This window comes from Vibrio sinensis (assembly GCF_003605645.1).
Lineage (GTDB): Bacteria > Pseudomonadota > Gammaproteobacteria > Enterobacterales > Vibrionaceae > Vibrio > Vibrio sinensis.
The window spans coordinates 58,235-78,388 of record NZ_QVMU01000024.1; the positions used below are offsets into that span (position 1 = coordinate 58,235).

At 43.0% G+C, this 20,154-nt stretch carries 27 protein-coding genes and 1 pseudogene; all 28 read left to right on the forward strand.

What is annotated here, in order from left to right:
* Window positions 1-46: 46 nt before the first annotated feature.
* Complete coding sequence (locus DZ860_RS18995) at window positions 47-268, forward strand: hypothetical protein (RefSeq protein ID WP_014386733.1); 222 nt, start codon at window positions 47-49, stop codon at window positions 266-268.
* A 262-nt stretch (window positions 269-530) separates the two neighbouring features.
* Window positions 531-848, forward strand: coding sequence for a hypothetical protein (locus tag DZ860_RS19000; protein ID WP_014386734.1), 318 nt, complete (start codon window positions 531-533; stop codon window positions 846-848).
* A 372-nt stretch (window positions 849-1,220) separates the two neighbouring features.
* A complete protein-coding gene (locus DZ860_RS24490) occupies window positions 1,221-1,397 on the forward strand; it encodes a hypothetical protein (protein WP_014386735.1) in 177 nt (58 codons plus the stop codon).
* 213 nt (window positions 1,398-1,610) lie between these two features.
* Window positions 1,611-2,582 (forward strand): AAA family ATPase, encoded by a 972-nt coding sequence (locus DZ860_RS19005; protein ID WP_014386736.1) that lies wholly within the window; start codon window positions 1,611-1,613, stop codon window positions 2,580-2,582.
* A gap of 9 nt (window positions 2,583-2,591) precedes the next feature.
* On the forward strand, window positions 2,592-3,473 hold the full coding sequence (locus DZ860_RS19010) for a hypothetical protein (RefSeq protein ID WP_014386737.1): 882 nt from the start codon (window positions 2,592-2,594) through the stop codon (window positions 3,471-3,473).
* Window positions 3,474-3,538: 65 nt separating this feature from the next.
* A pseudogene (gene bet, locus DZ860_RS19015) lies at window positions 3,539-4,363 on the forward strand (phage recombination protein Bet); the annotation flags it as partial.
* Window positions 4,364-4,603: 240 nt separating this feature from the next.
* Complete coding sequence (locus DZ860_RS19020) at window positions 4,604-5,614, forward strand: YqaJ viral recombinase family nuclease (protein WP_014386739.1); 1,011 nt, start codon at window positions 4,604-4,606, stop codon at window positions 5,612-5,614.
* An 85-nt stretch (window positions 5,615-5,699) separates the two neighbouring features.
* Window positions 5,700-5,843, forward strand: coding sequence for a hypothetical protein (locus tag DZ860_RS24495; protein ID WP_164496844.1), 144 nt, complete (start codon window positions 5,700-5,702; stop codon window positions 5,841-5,843).
* Between the two features lie 446 nt (window positions 5,844-6,289).
* Window positions 6,290-7,594, forward strand: coding sequence for a DUF3150 domain-containing protein (locus DZ860_RS19025; RefSeq protein ID WP_014386741.1), 1,305 nt, complete (start codon window positions 6,290-6,292; stop codon window positions 7,592-7,594).
* 68 nt (window positions 7,595-7,662) lie between these two features.
* The gene (locus DZ860_RS19030) at window positions 7,663-9,423 is read left to right on the forward strand and encodes a VWA domain-containing protein (protein WP_014386742.1); all 1,761 of its coding nucleotides are present in this window, start codon (window positions 7,663-7,665) and stop codon (window positions 9,421-9,423) included.
* 108 nt (window positions 9,424-9,531) lie between these two features.
* Window positions 9,532-10,026, forward strand: coding sequence for a DUF5983 family protein (locus tag DZ860_RS19035; RefSeq protein WP_014386743.1), 495 nt, complete (start codon window positions 9,532-9,534; stop codon window positions 10,024-10,026).
* A gap of 280 nt (window positions 10,027-10,306) precedes the next feature.
* Complete coding sequence (locus DZ860_RS19040; protein WP_014386744.1) at window positions 10,307-11,467, forward strand: ligand-gated ion channel; 1,161 nt, start codon at window positions 10,307-10,309, stop codon at window positions 11,465-11,467.
* Window positions 11,468-11,538: 71 nt separating this feature from the next.
* Window positions 11,539-11,721 (forward strand): hypothetical protein, encoded by a 183-nt coding sequence (locus DZ860_RS19045; protein WP_014386745.1) that lies wholly within the window; start codon window positions 11,539-11,541, stop codon window positions 11,719-11,721.
* 253 nt (window positions 11,722-11,974) lie between these two features.
* Window positions 11,975-12,454 carry a DUF3085 domain-containing protein gene (locus DZ860_RS19050; RefSeq protein WP_014386746.1) on the forward strand — a complete coding sequence of 160 codons (480 nt, stop codon included), beginning with the start codon at window positions 11,975-11,977 and terminating at the stop codon, window positions 12,452-12,454.
* A 58-nt stretch (window positions 12,455-12,512) separates the two neighbouring features.
* Window positions 12,513-13,010, forward strand: a complete 498-nt coding sequence (locus DZ860_RS19055; RefSeq protein WP_014386747.1) for a hypothetical protein — start codon at window positions 12,513-12,515, stop codon at window positions 13,008-13,010.
* Window positions 13,011-13,053: 43 nt separating this feature from the next.
* Complete coding sequence (locus tag DZ860_RS19060) at window positions 13,054-13,944, forward strand: class I SAM-dependent methyltransferase (RefSeq protein ID WP_014386748.1); 891 nt, start codon at window positions 13,054-13,056, stop codon at window positions 13,942-13,944.
* 306 nt (window positions 13,945-14,250) lie between these two features.
* Window positions 14,251-14,475, forward strand: a complete 225-nt coding sequence (gene yfaE, locus DZ860_RS19065) for a class I ribonucleotide reductase maintenance protein YfaE (protein WP_014386749.1) — start codon at window positions 14,251-14,253, stop codon at window positions 14,473-14,475.
* Between the two features lie 61 nt (window positions 14,476-14,536).
* Window positions 14,537-15,154, forward strand: coding sequence for a hypothetical protein (locus DZ860_RS24810; RefSeq protein WP_014386750.1), 618 nt, complete (start codon window positions 14,537-14,539; stop codon window positions 15,152-15,154).
* On the forward strand, window positions 15,141-15,425 hold the full coding sequence (locus DZ860_RS19075) for a hypothetical protein (protein ID WP_014386751.1): 285 nt from the start codon (window positions 15,141-15,143) through the stop codon (window positions 15,423-15,425). Before DZ860_RS24810 ends, DZ860_RS19075 begins: the two co-directional genes overlap by 14 nt.
* A 31-nt stretch (window positions 15,426-15,456) precedes the next feature.
* On the forward strand, window positions 15,457-15,648 hold the full coding sequence (locus DZ860_RS19080; protein ID WP_014386752.1) for a hypothetical protein: 192 nt from the start codon (window positions 15,457-15,459) through the stop codon (window positions 15,646-15,648).
* An 83-nt stretch (window positions 15,649-15,731) separates the two neighbouring features.
* A complete protein-coding gene (locus DZ860_RS19085; protein WP_014386753.1) occupies window positions 15,732-16,142 on the forward strand; it encodes a hypothetical protein in 411 nt (136 codons plus the stop codon).
* 55 nt (window positions 16,143-16,197) lie between these two features.
* Window positions 16,198-16,833, forward strand: coding sequence for a hypothetical protein (locus DZ860_RS19090; protein ID WP_014386754.1), 636 nt, complete (start codon window positions 16,198-16,200; stop codon window positions 16,831-16,833).
* A 213-nt stretch (window positions 16,834-17,046) separates the two neighbouring features.
* Window positions 17,047-17,433: a hypothetical protein gene (locus DZ860_RS19095; RefSeq protein ID WP_014386755.1), complete on the forward strand. Its 387-nt coding sequence runs from the start codon at window positions 17,047-17,049 to the stop codon at window positions 17,431-17,433.
* Between the two features lie 30 nt (window positions 17,434-17,463).
* The gene (tusA, locus tag DZ860_RS19100; RefSeq protein WP_014386756.1) at window positions 17,464-17,694 is read left to right on the forward strand and encodes a sulfurtransferase TusA; all 231 of its coding nucleotides are present in this window, start codon (window positions 17,464-17,466) and stop codon (window positions 17,692-17,694) included.
* Window positions 17,695-18,159: 465 nt separating this feature from the next.
* Window positions 18,160-18,339: a hypothetical protein gene (locus DZ860_RS19110; RefSeq protein ID WP_014386758.1), complete on the forward strand. Its 180-nt coding sequence runs from the start codon at window positions 18,160-18,162 to the stop codon at window positions 18,337-18,339.
* A gap of 50 nt (window positions 18,340-18,389) precedes the next feature.
* A complete protein-coding gene (locus DZ860_RS19115; RefSeq protein ID WP_176451530.1) occupies window positions 18,390-18,632 on the forward strand; it encodes a hypothetical protein in 243 nt (80 codons plus the stop codon).
* A gap of 60 nt (window positions 18,633-18,692) precedes the next feature.
* Window positions 18,693-19,610, forward strand: coding sequence for a hypothetical protein (locus DZ860_RS24645; RefSeq protein ID WP_014386760.1), 918 nt, complete (start codon window positions 18,693-18,695; stop codon window positions 19,608-19,610).
* A gap of 226 nt (window positions 19,611-19,836) precedes the next feature.
* Complete coding sequence (locus DZ860_RS19125) at window positions 19,837-20,028, forward strand: hypothetical protein (RefSeq protein WP_120034340.1); 192 nt, start codon at window positions 19,837-19,839, stop codon at window positions 20,026-20,028.
* The last annotated feature ends 126 nt before the right edge of the window (window positions 20,029-20,154 follow it).

Consider the following 20,154-nt stretch of genomic DNA (forward strand, 5'->3'; position numbering starts at 1 on the left):
TGAGTTTGTCTCTGTCGTTTAAAAACGTTCAAAAAGGAGACAAATCATGAACAAAATTACATTTACTTTCTGGAAAGCCATCTTGAATGTAGTGCTGGGCTTAGGTACTGGTGCTGTTATTACTGGTGGTATTGGTCTTATGACTGGTGGTGTACATCCCGCAGCTGTGCTCGGAGCTAATGTCGCTGCTGTTGTTATGGGATTAGTTTTCATGGCAGCTTACGTTGTTGGTTCTATCATTCTGGTAGCATTTAGTGACAGTGGATAAATAGGCTCAATTTTGAGCTTAATTTTCGTTAGGATCTGAATGACACTTTGAGGACAGAACAATGACAACAGGAAGCCTGTTATATTTTTCGCTCATCTTGGGGGGCCTGATAGCTATCATTGTTATTGGGTTGATAACCAAGAAGATTGTAGAAAAAAAGTTAAACAAAAAGCACGATAATCGTGATCAGTAATTTAACCCTGGCGGGGGACCTACCCCAGAAGGGATAGGGTATCTCTGCTTAACAAGCAAGGTAACTTATATGAATACTGTACACTTTTGTGGATATGATTGTGATGTGAGAAAGATCCAATATCCAAATCAACAATTAGCTCTAGAGCTGGTGGCCTCGGACACAAAGAATAATAGTCAGCAAGGTATTATTCCTGGAGAGCCAGTTTGTGTTGCAACGGTTTGTTTGCCTGATTTCAAGTTCAAGCCACACCAGTCAGCGATCAGAGATTACTCTGAGTTGGCTGGTATTCTGGATGTACTTGAAGAAGCAAAAATTGTTAAACGCACAGGTCAGCAATTACCCACGGGGTATGTATCTGTTCCTGTTGTGAATGTGTTGATTTAGCTTTATAGCCAAGATAAACAAGCTCCAATGGGGCTTGTTTTCAAAGCATGTAGTGGTACGTGTTTTGAAAACAAGCGTCATAGGAGTCATGTATGGTAAAAAACATGCCAGTATCAGGTATTGCTTTTAGCGGTACTCAGGTATTTGGCGTTTCAAATTCAAAGCCTCCATAACCTGGCTCTTTGTTACACAATGAAGGACACAGGCTAAGGAGGACAGTTCATGCCAAGTAAGATCCAATACAAATTACGTCCCTTTTTATACAGCAATAGTTCACTGTCTCTGAGTAGCGTGTGTTTCGTTTTCCATTATGTAAATGTTCATTCAAAGCAAATTGGGTCAGGAGAATTATTGCATTGGGGATAAGATAGTATGAGAGTTCACTTGTATGATGATTGCGCGGGTGTGTTGTATTTAGCCAGTGGCCGAACGATATCTATCAATCCACGACAATTTTGTAGTGTTATTGAAGCTCAAGAGGTTATTACTGACTGGGCTAAGCGTTTAGGTATTATTGGTCAAAATGACACTATATCCGCGTATTCATAATCAAATTCGGCCCAGTTTAGGGCCGAACTTACCAAGTCTTTTTAGGCATACGACAATTATGCCTAAAAAGATTTTTGCTCTCATCTGAGAGTGAAGATGCGATAGCTGGTCGCTAAAAACAAACAGCAATTAACGTTAATTGAAATAGCCCAACCGGGCACACTTAGCCCGGTACGGGTCTAGGTGTGCCCACAACCAATTAGGAGCGCACCTATGTCTCAACAATATGCAAACTTCAAAGTACGTGATGTTTTTGGTATGCCGGATATTCCGGAAAAGATTCTCGCTAAAGGCTATGCCGATAGCAGCAATCCTTTTATTCCACAAACTCACGCCGATTACGTTTTCCGAAAGGAGTTCTTGAGAGAATGCTTAGCATTTTTGAATGATCCCTGCGGTGATGCGTACTATGTCACCGGACCAACAGGTTCTGGTAAAACTTCTGGCATTACAGAAATTACAGGGCGTCTCAACTGGCCTGTGCAACAAATTACGGCTAATGGTCGTTTAGAGTTCACAGATTTAGTTGGACATCATGCCTTGATTTCACCAAAGCCTGGAGAAACTCCCGTCATGCAATTCATGTATGGCCCTTTAGCAATCGCTATGCGTGAAGGCCATGTCCTCCTCATTAACGAGGTTGATTTGGTTGACCCAGCAGAGCTTTCCGGTTTAAACGACATTCTTGAAGGTCGTCCACTGGTTATCGCTCAGAATGGTGGAGAAATCATCAAACCACATCCAATGTTCCGCGTTATTGTCACTGGTAACAGTACAGGCTCAGGTGATCCATCAGGATTATACCAAGGCGTAATGATGCAGAACTTGGCCGCAATGGATCGTTATCGTTTCTCTGTTGTGCCATATATGGCAGAGCAAGATGAACGCGGCGTTCTGGAGCGAGTAGTTCCTCGTCTTCCTGACAACATTCGTAATGGTATGGTTCGAATTGCTAATGAAATTCGTAAACTATTTATGGGTGAAAACGGGGATGATGGACAAATCAGCATCACAATGTCTACGCGGACACTTGTGCGCTGGGCAAAACTAACGTTGCAATTTCGTGGTGCGCCAAATGCCATTGAGTATGCCTTACAACAATCATTGCTAATCCGAGCCTCAAGTGAGGAGAAAGAAGCTGTCATTCGCATAGCGAAAGACGTTTTCGGTGAGCAGTGGCGATAGGGGGATCTCATGGATACGCAAAACATGATTTGCAAACGTTACATCCGTGAACGTGGAACGACTATCGACAAGGTAATGCTTGGTTACAAGCCAGTTCAATGGTCCATCGATCCTGATGGGCCAACTGAATACCAATTGGTAGAGTTCTTTGAGTTAAACGGGTGGAAAGAGACTATCTTGCTCGATGGGCAGATAATCAGAGCCACCAGCTTAGATACGATTCCTGTCACCGTGAAAGAGAAAGAAAATCAGCATGTTGATGATCTGCTTAAAGAGGGGTACTCCTTCCTCGATGAAGTGCAGGTAAACGCCACAACAAAAGCTGTGTCTTCTCTTGAAGCCGAAACAGAATCAAAAGATGGTTACTCACTGAGCTGGTTGTTGTCATCGCCTGTTGATGCTTCAAATCATGCTCTACTCCGAGGGTTTATTGTCGGGGTCTTTACTGATGGTGCATCAAAGCTTGGCTTCGATGTTGCCAGAGAGAAAGGATCTCAATCTCAATTACCTGATGTTTTAATGAGAACCAATAAAGGGTATGAGCTAACTGTAAAAAGCGGCGCTAGCGAAAACACCATCTGTCCAACGATGTTGGAAGGTGCTGGGACGCTAACTGCTTCGGATGGCTATGAGCCTTTACTGATGTTCATTTATTTACAACGCAGATTTGAGCAGGAGTTTTTTAAAGATGATGAAAAACGCTTGGTTAAAATCTGTGGAGAAGATGGTGATCTGTTTATTTATGACGGATTTGATTCTTTGGAAGGAATATTTTTTGAGTTCGGATGGAATTACAACGAAGTTAGAGAAGCGGCAGAACGTCTTGGTTTAGTCGCCGAACTATTTCGATTGGATAACATTGATTGCGAAACCGAAGATTCCTATTTTTAACCCCTAGAGGGGCACTGTGCCCTAAGGGGTCATGGTGTCCCTTCCATCTCAACGGAGAGAACACCATGTCTACAAAACCAGAAACGAAATCATTAGTTGAAAGAATGGCTCAGCGGTTTGGGGTTGATGCTAAGAAGTTTTTTGAAACTTTAAAGCTAACAGCCTTTAAGCAGCGAGACGGAAGCGCACCAACTGATGAGCAGATGATGGCATTACTCATCGTAGCGGAGCAGTACAATCTGAATCCGTTTACGCGAGAAATATACGCTTTCCCCGATAAAAGCGGCGGCATAGTACCTGTTGTTGGTGTTGATGGCTGGAGCCGGATTGCCAACGAGCACAAGCAATTTGATGGGGTGGAGTTTGAATACTCTGAAAATCTTATTGAAATGCCCGGAGCAAAGGTGAAATGTCCAGAATGGGTGGAGTGTATCGTTTACAGAAAGGACCGTACACGGTCTATACGTATTCGAGAATATCTTGATGAAGTCTATCGTCCACCAGTCGAAGCAACGGGTCAGTACGGTCCTTACACTGTTATTGGCCCTTGGCAGACTCACACGAAACGACAGTTACGACACAAAGGCTTTATCCAAGGTCTGCGTATCGGTTTGGGGTTTTCTGGAATTTACGATCAAGATGAAGCTGAACGCATAATTGAAGGTGAAGCGCATGTTGTATCGTCAGAACAAACCACAAAACAACCAGCTGTCATTGAAGCCTCAAGTCCATTGGCCTTGGAGCATAAAAAGAAAATGGACCCACTTTTAAAACAACTTGCAGATAGAGCTATTGCGCAAAATGCGTGGTCAGCAACTCACGAGTATGTTGAAAGTCGGTTCTCTGGTGCCGAGTTGGAGTATGCGGTTCAATATTTGCGTGATGCAGAGATTGATAGCATGGAACCAGCTGTAACCCAAAAAGCTTCTATCCAGGAAAAGGGAAATGTTGACGATGTTCAATCTGAGTTACCAGATGAGCCGATTCAGCATGATCCTGATCCTATAGAAGAAGGTTTGCACGAACCTGATCCTGAACTGGAAGAGGGTGGTGACGGCAACTACTTTTAACCCCTTGCGGGGGAGTTCCCCCGCGATGGGGACTCCTCCTGTTAAATACAGGAGAGAGCTATGAAAATCGTCAATCTATCTCAAAGGAGCGAACAATGGTTGGAATGGCGTAAAGGTGGTATTACTGCTACTGACGCCTGCATCCTACTAAATCGTTCTCCTTATAAAACGGAATGGCGACTCTGGGCTGAAAAAACAGGCTATGCTCGTGAAGTCGATCTAAGTCTAAACCCTCTGGTGCGCCAAGGGGTTGAAAACGAAGATAAAGCAAGACGTGCATTTGAGGAGAAGTACAATGATATTCTCTTACCTGTTTGTGTCGAGTCAGTTCAATATCCATTGTTTAGAGCATCGCTCGATGGTCTACGAGGCAATGGTGAACCTGCTGAACTGAAATGTCCTAGCGAAACGGTCTGGAACGATGTTTGTTCTGAACTAAAAAACAGCAAGGCTTATCAGTTATATTACCCTCAAGTTCAACATCAGTTGTTAGTTACTGGTGCAAAGCAAGGGTGGCTAGTTTTCTACCGAAATGGGCAACTCAAGGAGTTTGTTATCACCCGAGATGAGCCTATGATAAAAGAAATTGTGGCTAAGGGCACAATCTTCTGGAAAAGAGTCACTGAGCGTAAAGAGCCTGAGAAAGACCCCAAGCGAGATCTTTTTATACCGCAAGGTAAGGAAGTGAACGAGTGGATTTACGAAGCGGAGCAGTACCGACTTTATGACGCAGAAATTAAGCAGTTGGAAGATAGGTTGCAAGCGTTGAAAGATAAGCGGCAACCTCACCTTGATAAAATGAAATCTTTGATGGGTGAATATTTCCATGCGGATTATTGCGGTGTAATGATCACTAAGTACAAAGCCGCTGGTCGGGTAAATTACCAAAAGCTACTTGAAGAAAAAGGTTCGAATATTAAGTCTGAGGATCTTAACTCGTATAGAGAGGAGACCTCAGAGCGTTACCGAGTAACGGTTACAGGCTCTGTTAACCCGAGGTACATTCAAGATGAAGAGGTTTTAGCCCCTTTAAACGATGTGTCTCTAGAAGTAGAGTCAGCCTATTTTTAGGCATAAATAACAAGCCCTTTGGGGCTTGTTTCTAAAGCATATCGCGTCAGTGTGTTTTAGAAACAAGCAACAAAGGGCATCTACAATGAAAACACAGAACTTCAAGCTCATGTACCTACATGGTGGCCGCTGGCTAGAACGTATCTACAAAGATACGATTTATGCCAATGTACAAAGAGTGGCAAACTCTTTCCCAAAAAGTGTTACCTGGTACATTGAGCCTATGTGAAATGTAGACATGAAAGGGGGAATGTATTCCCCCCCTTTTCCATTGAAGATTGCTTTTTCGGTCTTCAACGGAAAAGGACGAATTCTACTCTCATCGAGAGTGAAGACGCGATAGCTGGTCGCTAAAAACAAACAGCATCAAACTCATTTCAATTTAACCCAACAGGGGAGCTTCTCCTGTTCGGAGTTAGCCTCCTGTCTATTGCACTAGGAGGCAACCATGAAAAACTACAAGCTATGTTATAAAAAGAAAGGTTCTCCGAACTGGATGACCCGAGTATTTAATGACACCTTGTACGACAATGTTCAACGTGTTGGAAATTCATTTCCATCCACCTTTACCTGGATGATTATTCCTGCGTAACTCACTTTAACTTTATAGCCCAACCGGGCACATCATGCCCGGTTCGGGACATGGTGTGCTTTCACTTTGCTGGAGAATAAACCATGTCAAAAGTTAAACATCTCGAAAATCTATGCGTTATTAATGCTGATTTTGATATCTGGAGTGGGCAAACTCGTTTGTCTGCATCTGACTTTAAATTGGGTGCTGGTGGTGAAATTCCACCAGAGAAAGTAGCTCAATTAGGGTCGAAAAAAATCTGTGATCCAGCGAAGCTGAAAGGCTTTCATCGCTTGAAAACAGAAACTCGACGTTTTTTGCTTAGCTATGGTATGCCATTCATGAATGGCTATGCTGTACCCGTAGCAAAAACTGATGAGATTTGCGCCAAGTTGGACAAGATTGACGTCGAAGTTCAACAGTTAAAACACGAGTTCGTTACTGGCTACAACAATGCCGTTGATGAATGGTGTCGAGAAAACCCTGAATACGAGACTGCTATTCGTGCTGGAGCTCTTCCTCGTGAAGAAGTAGAAAAACGAATTGGTTTTGAATATCAGGTGTTTATGGTTCAACCTACTCAAGATGAGCAAAGCGCACACAGACTTAATCGTAAGGTTGAGGAGTTGGGCGATGATCTCATTGCTGAGGTGGTAAATGATGCCAATGATTTTTACAACAAACGTTTAGCTGGGAAGATGCATGTAGCAACAGCTACAGGCGCAACGCTAAAAAACCTACGTGATAAAGTGGATGGACTGTCATTTTTGAACAGCGCATTCACTCCGCTCGTTAGCCTGCTCGATCAAACACTAGCAGGGTACGAAAAGCACGGAGCTGGAAAGCGTAATATTGAAGGTATGTTCGTCTTTCAAATTATGGCCGCTGTATTAATCATGTGTGATCGCAAACGTATTCAAGAATACGCTGGTGGTTCGCTTAGTGTTGATGATGTAGCCAAAACCTTGACCAGAGATGAACTCAGCTCATTAGAGTCTGGAGCTTCTGATCAAGAAGATGAAAGTGAAGGTGTTGAGAGTGATGAGGCACTGGAACAACCATACGTTCAAACGCAAAGCCAAGAAGTTAACCAAGAAGATGGTGAACAAGTTAATAACTTAGAACCTGAAACTATTTTGGATGACTTCGAAGCGTTTTTAGCCAACCGCACATCCAGTGCAAACCAAGATGACGAGGAAGATGATGCTTTGGAAGACAAAAGCGATGTCTCTTCTCAGACTCTGTGGGATGCAGACCTAAATTGTGATGATATTCCAGTGGAAGACTATAGCCAAGACCCAGCAGATTATGTTGGCAAGGACTTTGGTCAATCTCACTCTAATGATCATGTTGTAAGTCAACCTGAACAGCAACCAACTGAGCTTGATGATCAGGATTGTTATTTTTAACCCCCTCGGAAGGGACAACCACCTTTCCGAGGGTGGTTTGTTTCTTCTGTCCAAATTGGAGAAGAAATATGTCTAAAAAACGTACTGTTTATAATGCTTTACCCATCGTAGCTGCTGCTTATGGCGAGAAGTTTGGTGTTAAAGTTGCCTTGGGGTCAGATACCGCAAGCACTGATGGTCAAACTATCGTTATTCCAAATGTTCCAGATGACTATCCAAATATGGATGCTGTTTGGGGCTACTTGGCACATGAAGCTGCACACGTTCGGTTTACGGACTTCAATGTAGAAAGGCGACGCGCCTTGCACGCTCACCTAACAAACGTCATTGAAGATTGTCGTATTGAAAGAGCAATGCCTGGGGTCTATCCAGGAACAGCTTTGACACTGCACGAGATGGCTCGATACATGCTTCAAGCAGGCCATTATGAACCCGTGAGAGATGAAGACCACCCGGCATCCATCCTGTCTGCATACTGCTTGTATTGGTTGCAAACAGTTGGTGTAGGTCAAACTGCATTGCAAGAGCGTTTAGATGGCGCAAAAGCTGTGTTTGAAAGAGTTTTCCCTCAAGGTGTTGTTGTAAGGCTTAATGCCTTGCTACGTAAATGTGTGGACGCCAAATCAACTGCAAACGCTGCATCTCTTGCTGATGACATCATTAAGATGATCGAAGAAGAGAAAGATAGTGAAGAGCAGCAAAATCCGAAATCTCAACGTGAGCAATCACCTGAGCAGAAGGATAAAAGTAGTGACGACTCTCAAAGTCCAAATGGGCAGGAACAGTCGTCATCTAATGGCAATGATGAAAATAGCCAAGAACAACAGGGTGGCAGTAGTGGAGCGCAAAGTGAGCAAAATGAAAATAGCCCCGAAGTTCAAGGTAATAATAGTGAAGAGAACGCGAGCGGTAACAGTTCTCCTCCTAATGCTTCTCAATTGCTACAACAAGTACTAAGCGCTGGAAACAGTGATTTGCCTAAAAATGCGCAAGACGCTTTGAAGCAAGAGCTGAATCTGGTAGCCCAGCAAGAAGGTGATGATCGTTACCAAACAGTACGGTCAGCAATGGATATCCATGATCACAAAGAAGCAGGGCAGCGTCTCAATGGAGATGTGAAAAGTACAACTTCAAAAATCCGACAGCAGCTTTATGGATTGGTGCAAGCCAGCCAAAGAACTGCTCATAGGAACCAAAGAAGTGGAAAGCGTGTAGACACTCGTCAACTACATAAAGTTGTCATTGGAGATACTCGTATTTTCCAGAGACCAGAAGCTAAGAAGCGCCCTAATACAGCGGTTCACATTTTGGTCGATATGAGCTCCTCAATGGATAGCCCTGCCGGAAACGGTAAGCGCAGGGAAGATATTGCAAGGGAAGCCTCTTTAGCTATTGCATTAGCTTTAGAAAGCATTCCAGGGGTTAATCCAGCAGTAACGTTTTTCGGTAACAACTCCAATGTTCCTGTGTACAGCGTTGTAAAGCATGGTCAAAAAGTACAAAACCAAACTGGTAAATTTGTCTTCAATTCACGCGGTGGTACACCGATGGCTGAGGGCATTTGGTATAGCGCATTTGAGCTAACCAAAACCAGAGAGGAACGTAAAATGATGATTGTTGTGACAGATGGTGCGCCGAACAATGCACTGGCTTGTCACAAAGTTATCGGACTGTGCGAAGCCAGTGACATAGAAATGATTGGTATTGGTATTGAAACTACAGCCGTTAATCGACTGTTCAATACGAACATTGTCATCGAGGATGCTGCGGATCTACAAAAAACACTGTTTAAGTTAATGGAGCGATCGTTGACCGCTTTTGCTGCTTAATCAGTCCATGTATTGGCCCTATCCCGTCAGGGACGGGGCCTATTCATTTTAGGCGTCTAACTCCCTGATAGGGGGATAGCGTTGTATATTATTAGGGAGTATTTAATCATGATTATTGGGTATCAAATTGAAGATAAGCATGGTCGTAATTGGCATGACAACATTGACCGCGCTGACAACCCCTGCACGGTTCTAAGTGAGCAAAGTGCCATTAAAGAACTTAAAATACTGCAAAAAACCAGACCTGAACGCGACTTTAGAATGATTGCTGTATTAGAGGGTGACATTGAGTATCCATTTTTTGAATGGTCACTTACTGCGGCTAACGATCAGTATAAGACGCTTGGTGTTAGCATTTGTCATATTCCATTAGATGAGCATGAAGCACTAAATGAGCTATCCTATGCTCCAGACTGCAATATGATAATGGGTCGAAATACTGGCTGGCTCATCAAACTGTACGATGAACCTGAGAACAATCTTGGATATAACGGTATGGGGGAAGAATTTCACAATATCTTAGTTTCGGCAGTTAAAGCTGGGTATCGCATGATTGAAATTGATGCTGATGCTCAAGTTCATGACCAGTTCCCAATATTTTAATAACATTTAATACGCCCAGTCTCTTATCTGGGCTTTTACTTCACACACATTTTGAACCTGGTGGGCCAACTACCAGAAATAGGCGTCGGGTTTCCCGGCGCTTTCCTTGAGCCTTTCACTTTCACATGTGAAAGTCGAGAGATTCAAGGAAAGTGCCTTGTGCGCTGATGTGCGATAGCTGGTCGCCAAAAATAAACAGCATTAATTCACTTTTTATCACAGCCCTCGGGCACATCTTGCTCGACGGCATAGGTGTGTCCAATTTTTATGGAGAACAACCATGACTATCGCTCACACCGATACTGACTTGAAAATACAATCAGCTTTCCTTTGCGTTTTGACAGAGGGTTTTGATTATCCTACTGCACAAGATGCCTATGAGGCATATCGTGTGGCCGCAAACGTAGCAATCAAAAATCCAGAGAAGAAAATTTCTGATATGGGAATTAGCCTTTCTGGCCGACTGTTACCATCTCATCTCAAGACCTGCGCAGAGCTTGTCGATAGTGTTGACTATCTGGTTAGCACTATCAGTCTAGGGGTGGAATATTTTCTGGATCTTGCACAAGGCAAACACAGCTTGTTAACGGACCCAGAAAGCCTCATTGAATTAGATGGGGATGTGTTCAGAATCCATGAAACTAAACTTAGTTTGATGTCCATTGAAACTCCGTTGGAGCGTCGTATCCCCGTTACCGACCTAGAAACACAAAAAGTTTATGGTTGGACTATTGATGGGGTTCTCGATGTTATTAACCGAGAAAGAAGTCCTGATTGGAGTGATTACACTGAAACAGATTGGGTTGAAGGTTGGAAGGAGTGGGTGGTTCCGGAAGGATACTATCAAATCCAAGAAGAAGATCTGAGACCTGACTACTTCACTGATAACAGTTCTGAGTTGTCGGATGAAAAAGTGTTTACACGTACTAAATCTGTCCAAAAAGAACCAAATGGTACTTTGACGGCAGGTGATGTATACGACTCAATTCATGACGATATGAAGGCTGTAATCGACGGCCCGTATCTGATTAAAGCTAATGGTGCATTAGTGACAGATACGGAACTAGAGGAGGTTTGCTTGACACTCTATTTTGGCGAAAAATACAGCCAAAGTATCATGATCAACTTTGATGAAATCTATAACGGCGTATTCCATGATGATACGACAATAAGTTTTTATTCAGGTTCTTTAAGTGAGCGACTCACATTAACTGTTGAAAAAATGCAGGTTGGTGTGAAGGCGAGCGGAAACATTCTTTCAATAGGTGAAGTCCACTACAACGTCTTTGACGCAACAGGGGAGCATGGAGCTGAAAATGCACTTGAGGCAATGAAAGCTTTGGGTAAACCAATGTTGTCGGCAGAGCAACTGTATAGCTCTCTCAAAGAGTTATGCTCAGAGACAAAAGGGCAATTCCAGATTATGGAAGCCCGGATCTAATACATTAACCCTAACGGGGCAATCACGCCCTGGTAGGCGTTGGTTGCCTCTTCAATTTTATGGAGACAGCCATGAGCACAAAAAACGCACATAAAGCAAAATACCATTTCTATTTCACGACCGCTGTACTGAAACATGCAGAGGACAACCACATCAATATCGGAGATTGTTTTGGGTATGGTGAAGATAACTTTGTTGTAGATCTTTATCCATATTCAAACCTCATCTATAGATGTGATGTGTTGACGAAATAGAAAGAGCCCCAAATAAGTGGAAAGAAAGTGAACTATTTGATTTGGTTGATAATCTTTCAGATTGTTTTTGGGGAATTATAGAGCGAGAAGGGTATGACGAGATGGATGCATCAATGCCATGCTTGGATGAGTTTGAGCTAGATATCAAACGCGCTCTAAATGTATTTGTAGGAATAAATTAAATCCTAAACCCTAAGGGGCCATCAAAGCCTCTAGGGCATTGCTAGCCTCTCAATTTTTAATGGAGGCCATTATGGCAATCGTAAAATTTAACATGAAAGAAGTACAACTGCTGGTGGATGAGCTTAATAAGACGAAAAGTTATTCACCAACAATGGATGATCTCTTTAAGCCTGCTCTATACAAAACAGGCAAAGTTGTTGATTCCAATGGAAACGATGAGGAACACAAAGATTTTGGATGGCCGGACTCCAGCCAGATAGACAAGTCTTTAGTCGAACCGCAGTTGCTATTGGTAAAAGATCAAGGTTTGTATCTTCTGAACAACGCAGATGTAAAAGAAAGTCCTCGCTCAAGAGGTGCTGTTGTCTATGCTCACGGATGTAATCCTGACAAAGATGACGACTTTTACGAAACTGCTCGAATGATATTTGGTGGTGATGATGGCAGCGTATCCATTCCGGTAGGTTGGTTTGACTTAGCGTATAAAGCTAATAAGCGTTATTTCAAGTTAAACGTTGCGCCAACACAAATTTCACTTGTCCTTAAATAACCCTTTCGGGGCCACTTGCCCTGAATGGGCAGTGGTCTCTATTAACTGGAGAATCACAATGACTACACTCGCATCCTTAGAATCAACGCTTAATCATGACATGGCAATGCGCCGTTTCTTAGATACTTTAAACCGTAATGAAATGGAGCGCTTATCTGGTGAGATTCACGCAAAATTCTACTGGAATAAGCGTAATCCACAGTGGTATAGCAGTGACAATGCTCGCTTATTTGCACTGCTGAACCGTGCCAAACGCATCATTAAGAAGCGACTTAAAACAGGACGAGTTAAACCAGAACAAACAGAGCATGGTTCGATTATCGAACGTAGTCACTTTCCACTAGGAGATACACTAACCTTTTGGAATTGCTACCTGAACGACTCTTGGAGAATTGCTCATCAAGACTCGTCATATAGTGCGTTCTGGTATAACGAGCGTGAGCTCAAATTGTGTACCTACTGTGAAGGTGATGTGGTCTTTATGACAGCTCCCAATAAGGAGATATATCGTAAGGATTACGAAAACCTTGATGCATGGTACACCGACAACCTTTAACCCTATAGGGAGCATGGTGTGCCCACCACAAGGAGGACACACCATGTTTACTACATCTGTTTGCTCTTACCCGAATCGTGGTCATTATGGCGACAACAAGTATCGAGGTAATTGCACCGGACACATCATTAAAGACTTTATTGAGTCATATATGATGAAACCAAATGGCTTAGTTGTTGACCCTAGTATTGGGGGAGGAACCAGTACTGATGTGGCAAATGAACTCAAAGTTCGTTTTATTGGTACAGACTTGCATCAGGGGTTTAATTTGCTGCGAGATGATCTGTCTGCATTTCTTGGGGAGCCAGCCCACCTTATTTGGTGGCACCCCCCTTATGCAGACATGATCACTTTTTCTGGCAATATGTATGGTGAACCCAATAAATGGGATATGAGCCGTCTATCGTTGCCAGAGTTCGTGGAAGCTCTAGAATTAGCCATTATGAATATACATGATGCCTGTGAACCGGGAGGTCACTACGGTATTTTGATGGGAAACCTTCGACGTAAAGGCGAGTATTATAACTTGTCCAGTCTGGTTGAGCGTTTGGCTCCAGGTAAACTCGTTGATGAGATCATCAAGGTACAACACAACTGTGTCTCTGACCGGACCAACTACAGCAATAACAGTAAGCTGGTTCGTATCGCCCATGAAAAGTTACTGGTATTCAAAAAGCAAAATGCATCATCATCGCTTTCGCTTATCCCAGTAGCAGATAAACGTGCGGCCAATATGGTTGGAGTTACATGGAAAGCAGTGTTGCGTCGAGTGTTACAGGGTAAAACCTTATCGTTAGATGCCATTTACCAACAAATTGCACCTTACGCGAAACACCGACAAAACGAACACTGGCAAGCCAAGGTTCGTCAAGTGCTGCAAGATGAACGATATTTTGTTCGAGTGGATTCTGGGGTTTATACCCTAACAGAGTGAAAGCTAATGTTGACACCTAGAAAGGGCAGTTCCACATTAGAAAAATTCTCGAATTTATGTCGAAATACTCTAATACTCCGAGAAATCGGAGTACGTACCGTTTCAGGGTAATAAGCGCAGGGGGAAACGCCCCCTCGCTTTCCAAAGCAGTTTGAACTTACAAAGAGACTTTTTTGGAAAGTGCCTTTGGTGCTTGAGTACGTTAGCTGGACGTCGCAAATAAACAGCAAAATCACATCTATTAACCACCCTGGCGGGGCATGTTCTCCTGCTGGGAGTCATGCTCCTCAAATAAGGAGTATGACAATGCATGTCAACTTACCAGCCAGTACAAGTACGTTACTGGTTCAACTAGAAAGAAAAGGTATCGCTATTGAGTCGCAATGCAGAAATGGGTATTGCGGAGCATGTCGGTGCAAGCTGGTAAGAGGGAACATTTCTTACCGTGCTGAACCTATAGCATATCTTAATGATGGTGAAATTTTGCCTTGCTGTGCTACAGCAACGTCAGATGTAACTGTCGATATCTAACCCCAACCCTGAGGAGCTTTAACCTACGGGTTGGGCTCCTCTTTACAAAGAGGAAATATGTATGACCAATCAATACCATCACGATTTTTACCGCAATAGCACTTTCCCTGTTGTTGTTTATGAATTGTGTGACGAGTCATTAACCATCAAGCCTGTAACAATTGAGGAGTACGGTTTAGCCACTCCAGATTGTACAGAGGAAAGCATTCTTTACTATGCGGAAGGCAAACGTTGCCGTTCGTCTGTAGAACACTTCTTCTTAACTCGTAATGATGCAGAAGAAGCTCTAGAGCGTTTAAGAATGTCCTTAACCACCAAGCCAAAATTAGAAGAACTCGCATACGCCCAAGCAACTGCTCAGTACCTGTCAGAATTAGGAAGTGCTGACAATTGGTTCATGGCTTACGAGTACCTAATAGAATGCGTTGAGAAAGGTGAAGAGCCCGATTTAACTGCATGGCAACCATTTGAACATTGGGAATGGAAAGATATAGCAGATCGTATAGACGATGAGGCTCAATCTATTCTTTCTCTGTTGAAACAGGTGTTAAAACTTGCGAAAGAGGGGATCGTTTATTCGGCCATAAATGACACACTCACAATGGATATGAACCAGCTATGTATGCAAAGCATGGTAGAACTAGGTGCATGTCAGGAGGTGTCCAATGAAGCTGAATAAACGAATAGCTAGTCAAGATGAGCATGGTCGTATTGCCAATATCATTAAATGGTGTAAGCGACACAACCAAACGATCAATGGCTTCCCTTACGGGGATGATTTGGTTGGTTCGGATGGAATTCATCTTGAATTGTTGGTCCCTCAAGGTACTTCTCCTGAGAAGTGTACCGATGCTTTGGTTCAAGGTTACTCAGAGCGAGATGTCGTAACCCATGCGGTGATTGAATGTCCCGCAGATTGGTTTAACGCCAACCTTGAATCTAGGCATTAGATACTGGCTTATAAACTCAGGGAGGTGAGTTATGACCATGCCAAATTCGCAACTAGTTATGTTTGCTGGAAACAACGTGGAAACTGTAGAGGAAGTTCGCTCGATGCAGCTGGCCGTTAGATGTGATGCTTTAAAAGCAAATTCATCGTCGGAAAGAAAAGAGCTCGAATCATTGGAGCTTTGGCTGGAAGAGCAAATTAACTCTCAGATTGTTGGATTTTAACATATGAAACTTAACCCCAAAGGGGCATACCTATGCCCTTTTGGGAGTGGGTTGCCTCTCAATTAAATTTTTAGGAGCAACCCGTGAATACTGCAAGCGTATTAACCTACGATGCACAATTACAACTCCCCTTCATTTTTGATGATCTGCTATTAGAAAATGATGAAGAGCCGATTGAAAAGGTTACTCCCTTAACAATCGTAGCATCATGTTCTGATCGTACAGTCGAGCAAGAGTTTGAAACTGAAATCGAAACTTGGACTGATGGGCAGATTAAAGAGCTAAGAGAGGCATTTTTGCGGTATAGCTTAAATGTCCTTGCTGACGGACGCTCTGGTAAAAAAGCAAAAGATGAAGCTTATGAATGGTTGAACTCTGATGAAGTTCATCCATTTTCATTTGTTACCTGTTGTGTGTTATCTGGTTACGACCCTGATGAAGTGCGTAACCTTTGCCAATACACACTCAGACAGTTAGCTAAAAGAAATAAGTAGCCACCAGGAGGGGGATCACCTGCTGGTGGACTCCTCCAAGTTCGAGGAGATTACAATGACTACTTCACTGAAACAGAAAGCAATTGGATTGGCCGCTGCACAAGTCCTTAAATTCAATAATGAATATAAAGGAACATGGTATGACGGCTATTTGCTTTTGCTGGAATGTATGCAGCAAGATCGAGAACCTGAACATTGTGCCATCAGAGATGATGTTGAGTTTTGGTCATGGCATGAGGTAGTGCAATTCATTGATAAAGAGGCTGAAAACATTTGGAAGCCGATGGAAAATGAATTGGCTGACACCAAGCAACTGATTGTTCATGATGCTGCCTCGGGACTTGATAAGTTCTGTGGTATCGACGTTGAACGCTTCGGTGAGCTTGATAAGGCGTGTCAAACTATCGTTCTAAACAAAGCGGTAGTACTTGCTGTAGATAAGGTAAATCGAGATGAACCTGAGAGTGAGCAAACTAAATTCCATGTTCGTTCATATTCTGGACGGTTTATGTATGGTCGTACTTGTCTTGGGATAGATGTCCCCCCAGGAAAAGATCTTTCAGCAGTGGCAAGTTGCATGGGAAATTTATTCAAATTTCTAGGTACACCACGTCAAGATCAAATGGGCAAAGGTACAATCTATTATTGGCCGAATATCGAACAATGTGAATCACACGATGTAGCCTTGTAGGAAACTATAAGGTAGAAATAACAAGCGCAGGGGGAAATGCCCCCTCGCTTTCCAAAGCAGTTTGTACGTACATAGAGACTTTTTTGGAAAGTGCCTTTGGTGCTTGAGTACGTTAGCTGGACGTCGCAAATAAACAGCAATATATCAACCCTGACGGGAGAGCCTCCCGTCGGGAGCTCTCCGTCAATAACCAATAATTGCATGGAGAAGATCATGTCTAAAAACACTAACGATATTTTTACTAATCGCACCCCTTTGGAGTTCTGTGTTTATCCCAAACTAGACCGATGCGTTGGTCTACGTATAGGCTATCCACACTGTCGAGAAGGTGCCAATGGCGTTGTCTGTGAGGTTGAAGCAGAATATCCCACACTAAATACTCATTCGAGTGTAGCGTGGCCTCTGGTTGAAGAACTGAATAGCTACACCATCAAAAAACAGAAACAGATAATCGAGGATATTGATGAGGCTGTTGCTGAACTTTTAATGCACAAAGCCAATCTTCTAGAAAATATTCTAAAGCTAGAAGACGGTGAACTTGATTTAAACGAACAAGCGAAAATGCGCTACGAAGAAAACAGTAAGTCTTCTGTCGCGTGATTAGACTGCTATAGGCAAGGGTGATAACCAATGAATGTAGATCAGTTTATTGACGTGATGGGATTGCGATGCCCTGAGCCATTAATGGTGGTTCGTCGTGCAATTCGTCGTATGGGGCCAGGAGAAACACTCGAAGTGAAAGCTGATGACCCAGCTACCACGAGAGATATACCTGACTTTTGTCGCCACATGGATCATCAACTTGTGGAAAGCGAAGTAACCTCTCCCCCATACAAATACATAATCAAGAAACAAATATAAACCCCATAGGGGCGGAAACGTCCTATGGGATAGTTCCGCTCCTTTAATTTAGGAGAAAGGCATGTATATATCGTTACGAGGTCTAAATCACGAGCAATTAAAGTCCAAGATTATCGACCATCGAACAAAGCGCTCATACACTGTTGAAGAGGCTAATACCCCACTACCCAAACAGTCTATTGTCGAGGTAGGACGGCTTTCCTGTGTGTACACAGGTAAGAAATTGTCCCCAGCAGAAGTAAACGCTTATAACGGTTTTACTGAGGAATACAATCGCAGCACATGGCGGCCAGATCAGGATTTCCTCCTAGATCAGAGACATCGCTTATATCATGCAATTTGCCTCGACAACCTTAAACTTCAAGAATCTGCCTAAACCTATGAGGTAGTTCATTTCAAACACTAGCCCACGGGCGCACTTGTGCCCGTAGGGTACAGGTGTGCTCTTTATCTAAGGAGACACCTATGGCCGCTAAATTTATTGAGTTTGATTCACAAAAAGAAGCTATAAATCATCGAGCTAAAGCGGGGGGCTGGATTTTTTCAGCTTTCAGTGGAAAAGCGATATGGTTTAACACGACATTCACACCTCACAAGATTCTTTTATTGTCTTTCCTGCGTTTGAAGCTCTGGCCTACGAATTAGGCCGAAGCTGCTGGCAGCTGGCGGACAAGACTCCGGTACTAGTCGAAGTGGTGGATACCGAGCAGCCTTATATCGGCGGCGAAGACTTCCACTGGGCTCCGGCTTTAATCGAACGATCAGGAATGCTCAAGCTCGCACCAGCAGGTGAAGCCTTGGGTATGCCTATCAATGTAATGAACAATTCGGTCTATTTCGCTGCGGCGGATGGTCCGGACACAAGTTGCGGTCATCAACCAGCAAAATCAATTCCAATCCAAATGGCTGGAGATGAAATTCGCGTTATGCCCGCTTAACACTACCAATAGCTGAGGTGATTCCCAGAAGGGGTTCCTCAGCCTTACCAGGAGAAATCTATGTGTAAATTATCTATTTATCGTGCTGAACACGGTTCGTATACGGAAGCTCTAAAATGTGCAGCTGTTTACCACTCAACAGGGGATGAGCTTGAACCTGAATTTGTAGATGGTCCAGCTGGTAGAGTGACATATTTAAGTGATATGTATTCTGTCATACAAACAGTTTGCAACGCAGCTGGCCGAGACGATTTGGTCTTCGGTACAGTCATAAACAATATCTTTTGGGAGTTGGATGAGTTAATTGACCACTTTGAAAAGGTAAACCAGTGGCCTTGTGAGAATTACCCTGAGAAGGTTGAAAAGCTTGCTCAAGATGCTCACAAAGGATGTGGACTGATTTATGAACTCTTCGCAAACCGGTATATAGATGCGATTGATAACCTTGTTCTCGACTTACCTAAAGGAGTTAAAGAACAGGTTATCAAGCTTGCTGAAAATTACGGTTACGAAGTCATTACAGCGGAGCAGCAAACTGAAAGCCATGAAGAGCATTGGAATGATGACGTTCATTATTGCTCCCACGGCATAGATGCAAATTGCTGTCCGGCTGGTTGTGGCGATATTGATGATGGGCCATATGACGAAATGCAAGAACCCAGTGGCTATAACGAAGCCGGGGTGATTCATTCACGTATAGAAGGCATCGTCGGAAATATTAAGCAGGGAGAAACTATATCTCCATTAGATTGGTGCATGTTGAAAAAGTATGTCCATGATAATCCAGATGCGTGTTCTTGGTACGATGATTGTTTTGTTGAGCCATTAAATGGTTCACGAGAAACAGTTCGAAGTGCAGGAGAGCTTGTTAAGTATCTTCAAAGACAAATTCTGGATGCTTGCTTCGATTTTCGTTTAAACAAGCGAGTTGAAGCAGCGAAAAGTGAAAATGGTATTTTAATTCATTGTTCTTTATGAATTAACTTACTCTAAGGTGGATGCGGAGCTTGATAGCTCTGCATCCTTACCTCTTGGTGTCATTCTTGACATTTTCTAAAGGCGTTTGTTAGAGACGTTTTTGGAAAGTGCCTTGTGCGCTGATGTGCGATAGCTGGTCGCCAAAAACAAACAGCATTACTAATAACCCTACCGGGGATAGCTCTCCGGCAGGAGGCTATCTCCAAAAACTTATGGAGATATAGATATGTCAAAATTCGATCAAATTGCAACCGTACACAAACTGACAGTTGTTAAACAAGCTGATGAGCATGACTCAGAATTCGATGTTTACTTGTGTGAAGACCAGTTCGGTAACGAATGGGCTTTATCAAAAGAAGGAGAACCTGAGTATGCCGAATGGGGTGTTTATAATTATACCCTTGGAAATTTTTCATGACAAAAAACCTTGATATTTTTTTATGACAAATCTATCTTTGATATGTGGGTAACATATCGAGGGTTGTTTTGTGATAGAAACACATGAAGAAAAATATTCTGATGCTTATGATGACTACCGACTTCT

Bases quoted from the DNA above. Each gene is read 5' to 3' on its own strand.
- DZ860_RS18995 (WP_014386733.1), top strand. From the start codon at position 47: ATGAACAAAATTACATTTACTTTCTGGAAAGCCATCTTGAATGTAGTG.
- DZ860_RS19000 (WP_014386734.1), top strand. From the start codon at position 531: ATGAATACTGTACACTTTTGTGGATATGATTGTGATGTGAGAAAGATC.
- DZ860_RS24490 (WP_014386735.1), top strand. From the start codon at position 1,221: ATGAGAGTTCACTTGTATGATGATTGCGCGGGTGTGTTGTATTTAGCC.
- DZ860_RS19005 (WP_014386736.1), top strand. From the start codon at position 1,611: ATGTCTCAACAATATGCAAACTTCAAAGTACGTGATGTTTTTGGTATG.
- DZ860_RS19010 (WP_014386737.1), top strand. From the start codon at position 2,592: ATGGATACGCAAAACATGATTTGCAAACGTTACATCCGTGAACGTGGA.
- DZ860_RS19020 (WP_014386739.1), top strand. From the start codon at position 4,604: ATGAAAATCGTCAATCTATCTCAAAGGAGCGAACAATGGTTGGAATGG.
- DZ860_RS24495 (WP_164496844.1), top strand. From the start codon at position 5,700: ATGAAAACACAGAACTTCAAGCTCATGTACCTACATGGTGGCCGCTGG.
- DZ860_RS19025 (WP_014386741.1), top strand. From the start codon at position 6,290: ATGTCAAAAGTTAAACATCTCGAAAATCTATGCGTTATTAATGCTGAT.
- DZ860_RS19030 (WP_014386742.1), top strand. From the start codon at position 7,663: ATGTCTAAAAAACGTACTGTTTATAATGCTTTACCCATCGTAGCTGCT.
- DZ860_RS19035 (WP_014386743.1), top strand. From the start codon at position 9,532: ATGATTATTGGGTATCAAATTGAAGATAAGCATGGTCGTAATTGGCAT.
- DZ860_RS19040 (WP_014386744.1), top strand. From the start codon at position 10,307: ATGACTATCGCTCACACCGATACTGACTTGAAAATACAATCAGCTTTC.
- DZ860_RS19045 (WP_014386745.1), top strand. From the start codon at position 11,539: ATGAGCACAAAAAACGCACATAAAGCAAAATACCATTTCTATTTCACG.
- DZ860_RS19050 (WP_014386746.1), top strand. From the start codon at position 11,975: ATGGCAATCGTAAAATTTAACATGAAAGAAGTACAACTGCTGGTGGAT.
- DZ860_RS19055 (WP_014386747.1), top strand. From the start codon at position 12,513: ATGACTACACTCGCATCCTTAGAATCAACGCTTAATCATGACATGGCA.
- DZ860_RS19060 (WP_014386748.1), top strand. From the start codon at position 13,054: ATGTTTACTACATCTGTTTGCTCTTACCCGAATCGTGGTCATTATGGC.
- yfaE (WP_014386749.1), top strand. From the start codon at position 14,251: ATGCATGTCAACTTACCAGCCAGTACAAGTACGTTACTGGTTCAACTA.
- DZ860_RS24810 (WP_014386750.1), top strand. From the start codon at position 14,537: ATGACCAATCAATACCATCACGATTTTTACCGCAATAGCACTTTCCCT.
- DZ860_RS19075 (WP_014386751.1), top strand. From the start codon at position 15,141: ATGAAGCTGAATAAACGAATAGCTAGTCAAGATGAGCATGGTCGTATT.
- DZ860_RS19080 (WP_014386752.1), top strand. From the start codon at position 15,457: ATGACCATGCCAAATTCGCAACTAGTTATGTTTGCTGGAAACAACGTG.
- DZ860_RS19090 (WP_014386754.1), top strand. From the start codon at position 16,198: ATGACTACTTCACTGAAACAGAAAGCAATTGGATTGGCCGCTGCACAA.
- DZ860_RS19095 (WP_014386755.1), top strand. From the start codon at position 17,047: ATGTCTAAAAACACTAACGATATTTTTACTAATCGCACCCCTTTGGAG.
- tusA (WP_014386756.1), top strand. From the start codon at position 17,464: ATGAATGTAGATCAGTTTATTGACGTGATGGGATTGCGATGCCCTGAG.
- DZ860_RS19110 (WP_014386758.1), top strand. From the start codon at position 18,160: ATGGCCGCTAAATTTATTGAGTTTGATTCACAAAAAGAAGCTATAAAT.
- DZ860_RS24645 (WP_014386760.1), top strand. From the start codon at position 18,693: ATGTGTAAATTATCTATTTATCGTGCTGAACACGGTTCGTATACGGAA.
- DZ860_RS19125 (WP_120034340.1), top strand. From the start codon at position 19,837: ATGTCAAAATTCGATCAAATTGCAACCGTACACAAACTGACAGTTGTT.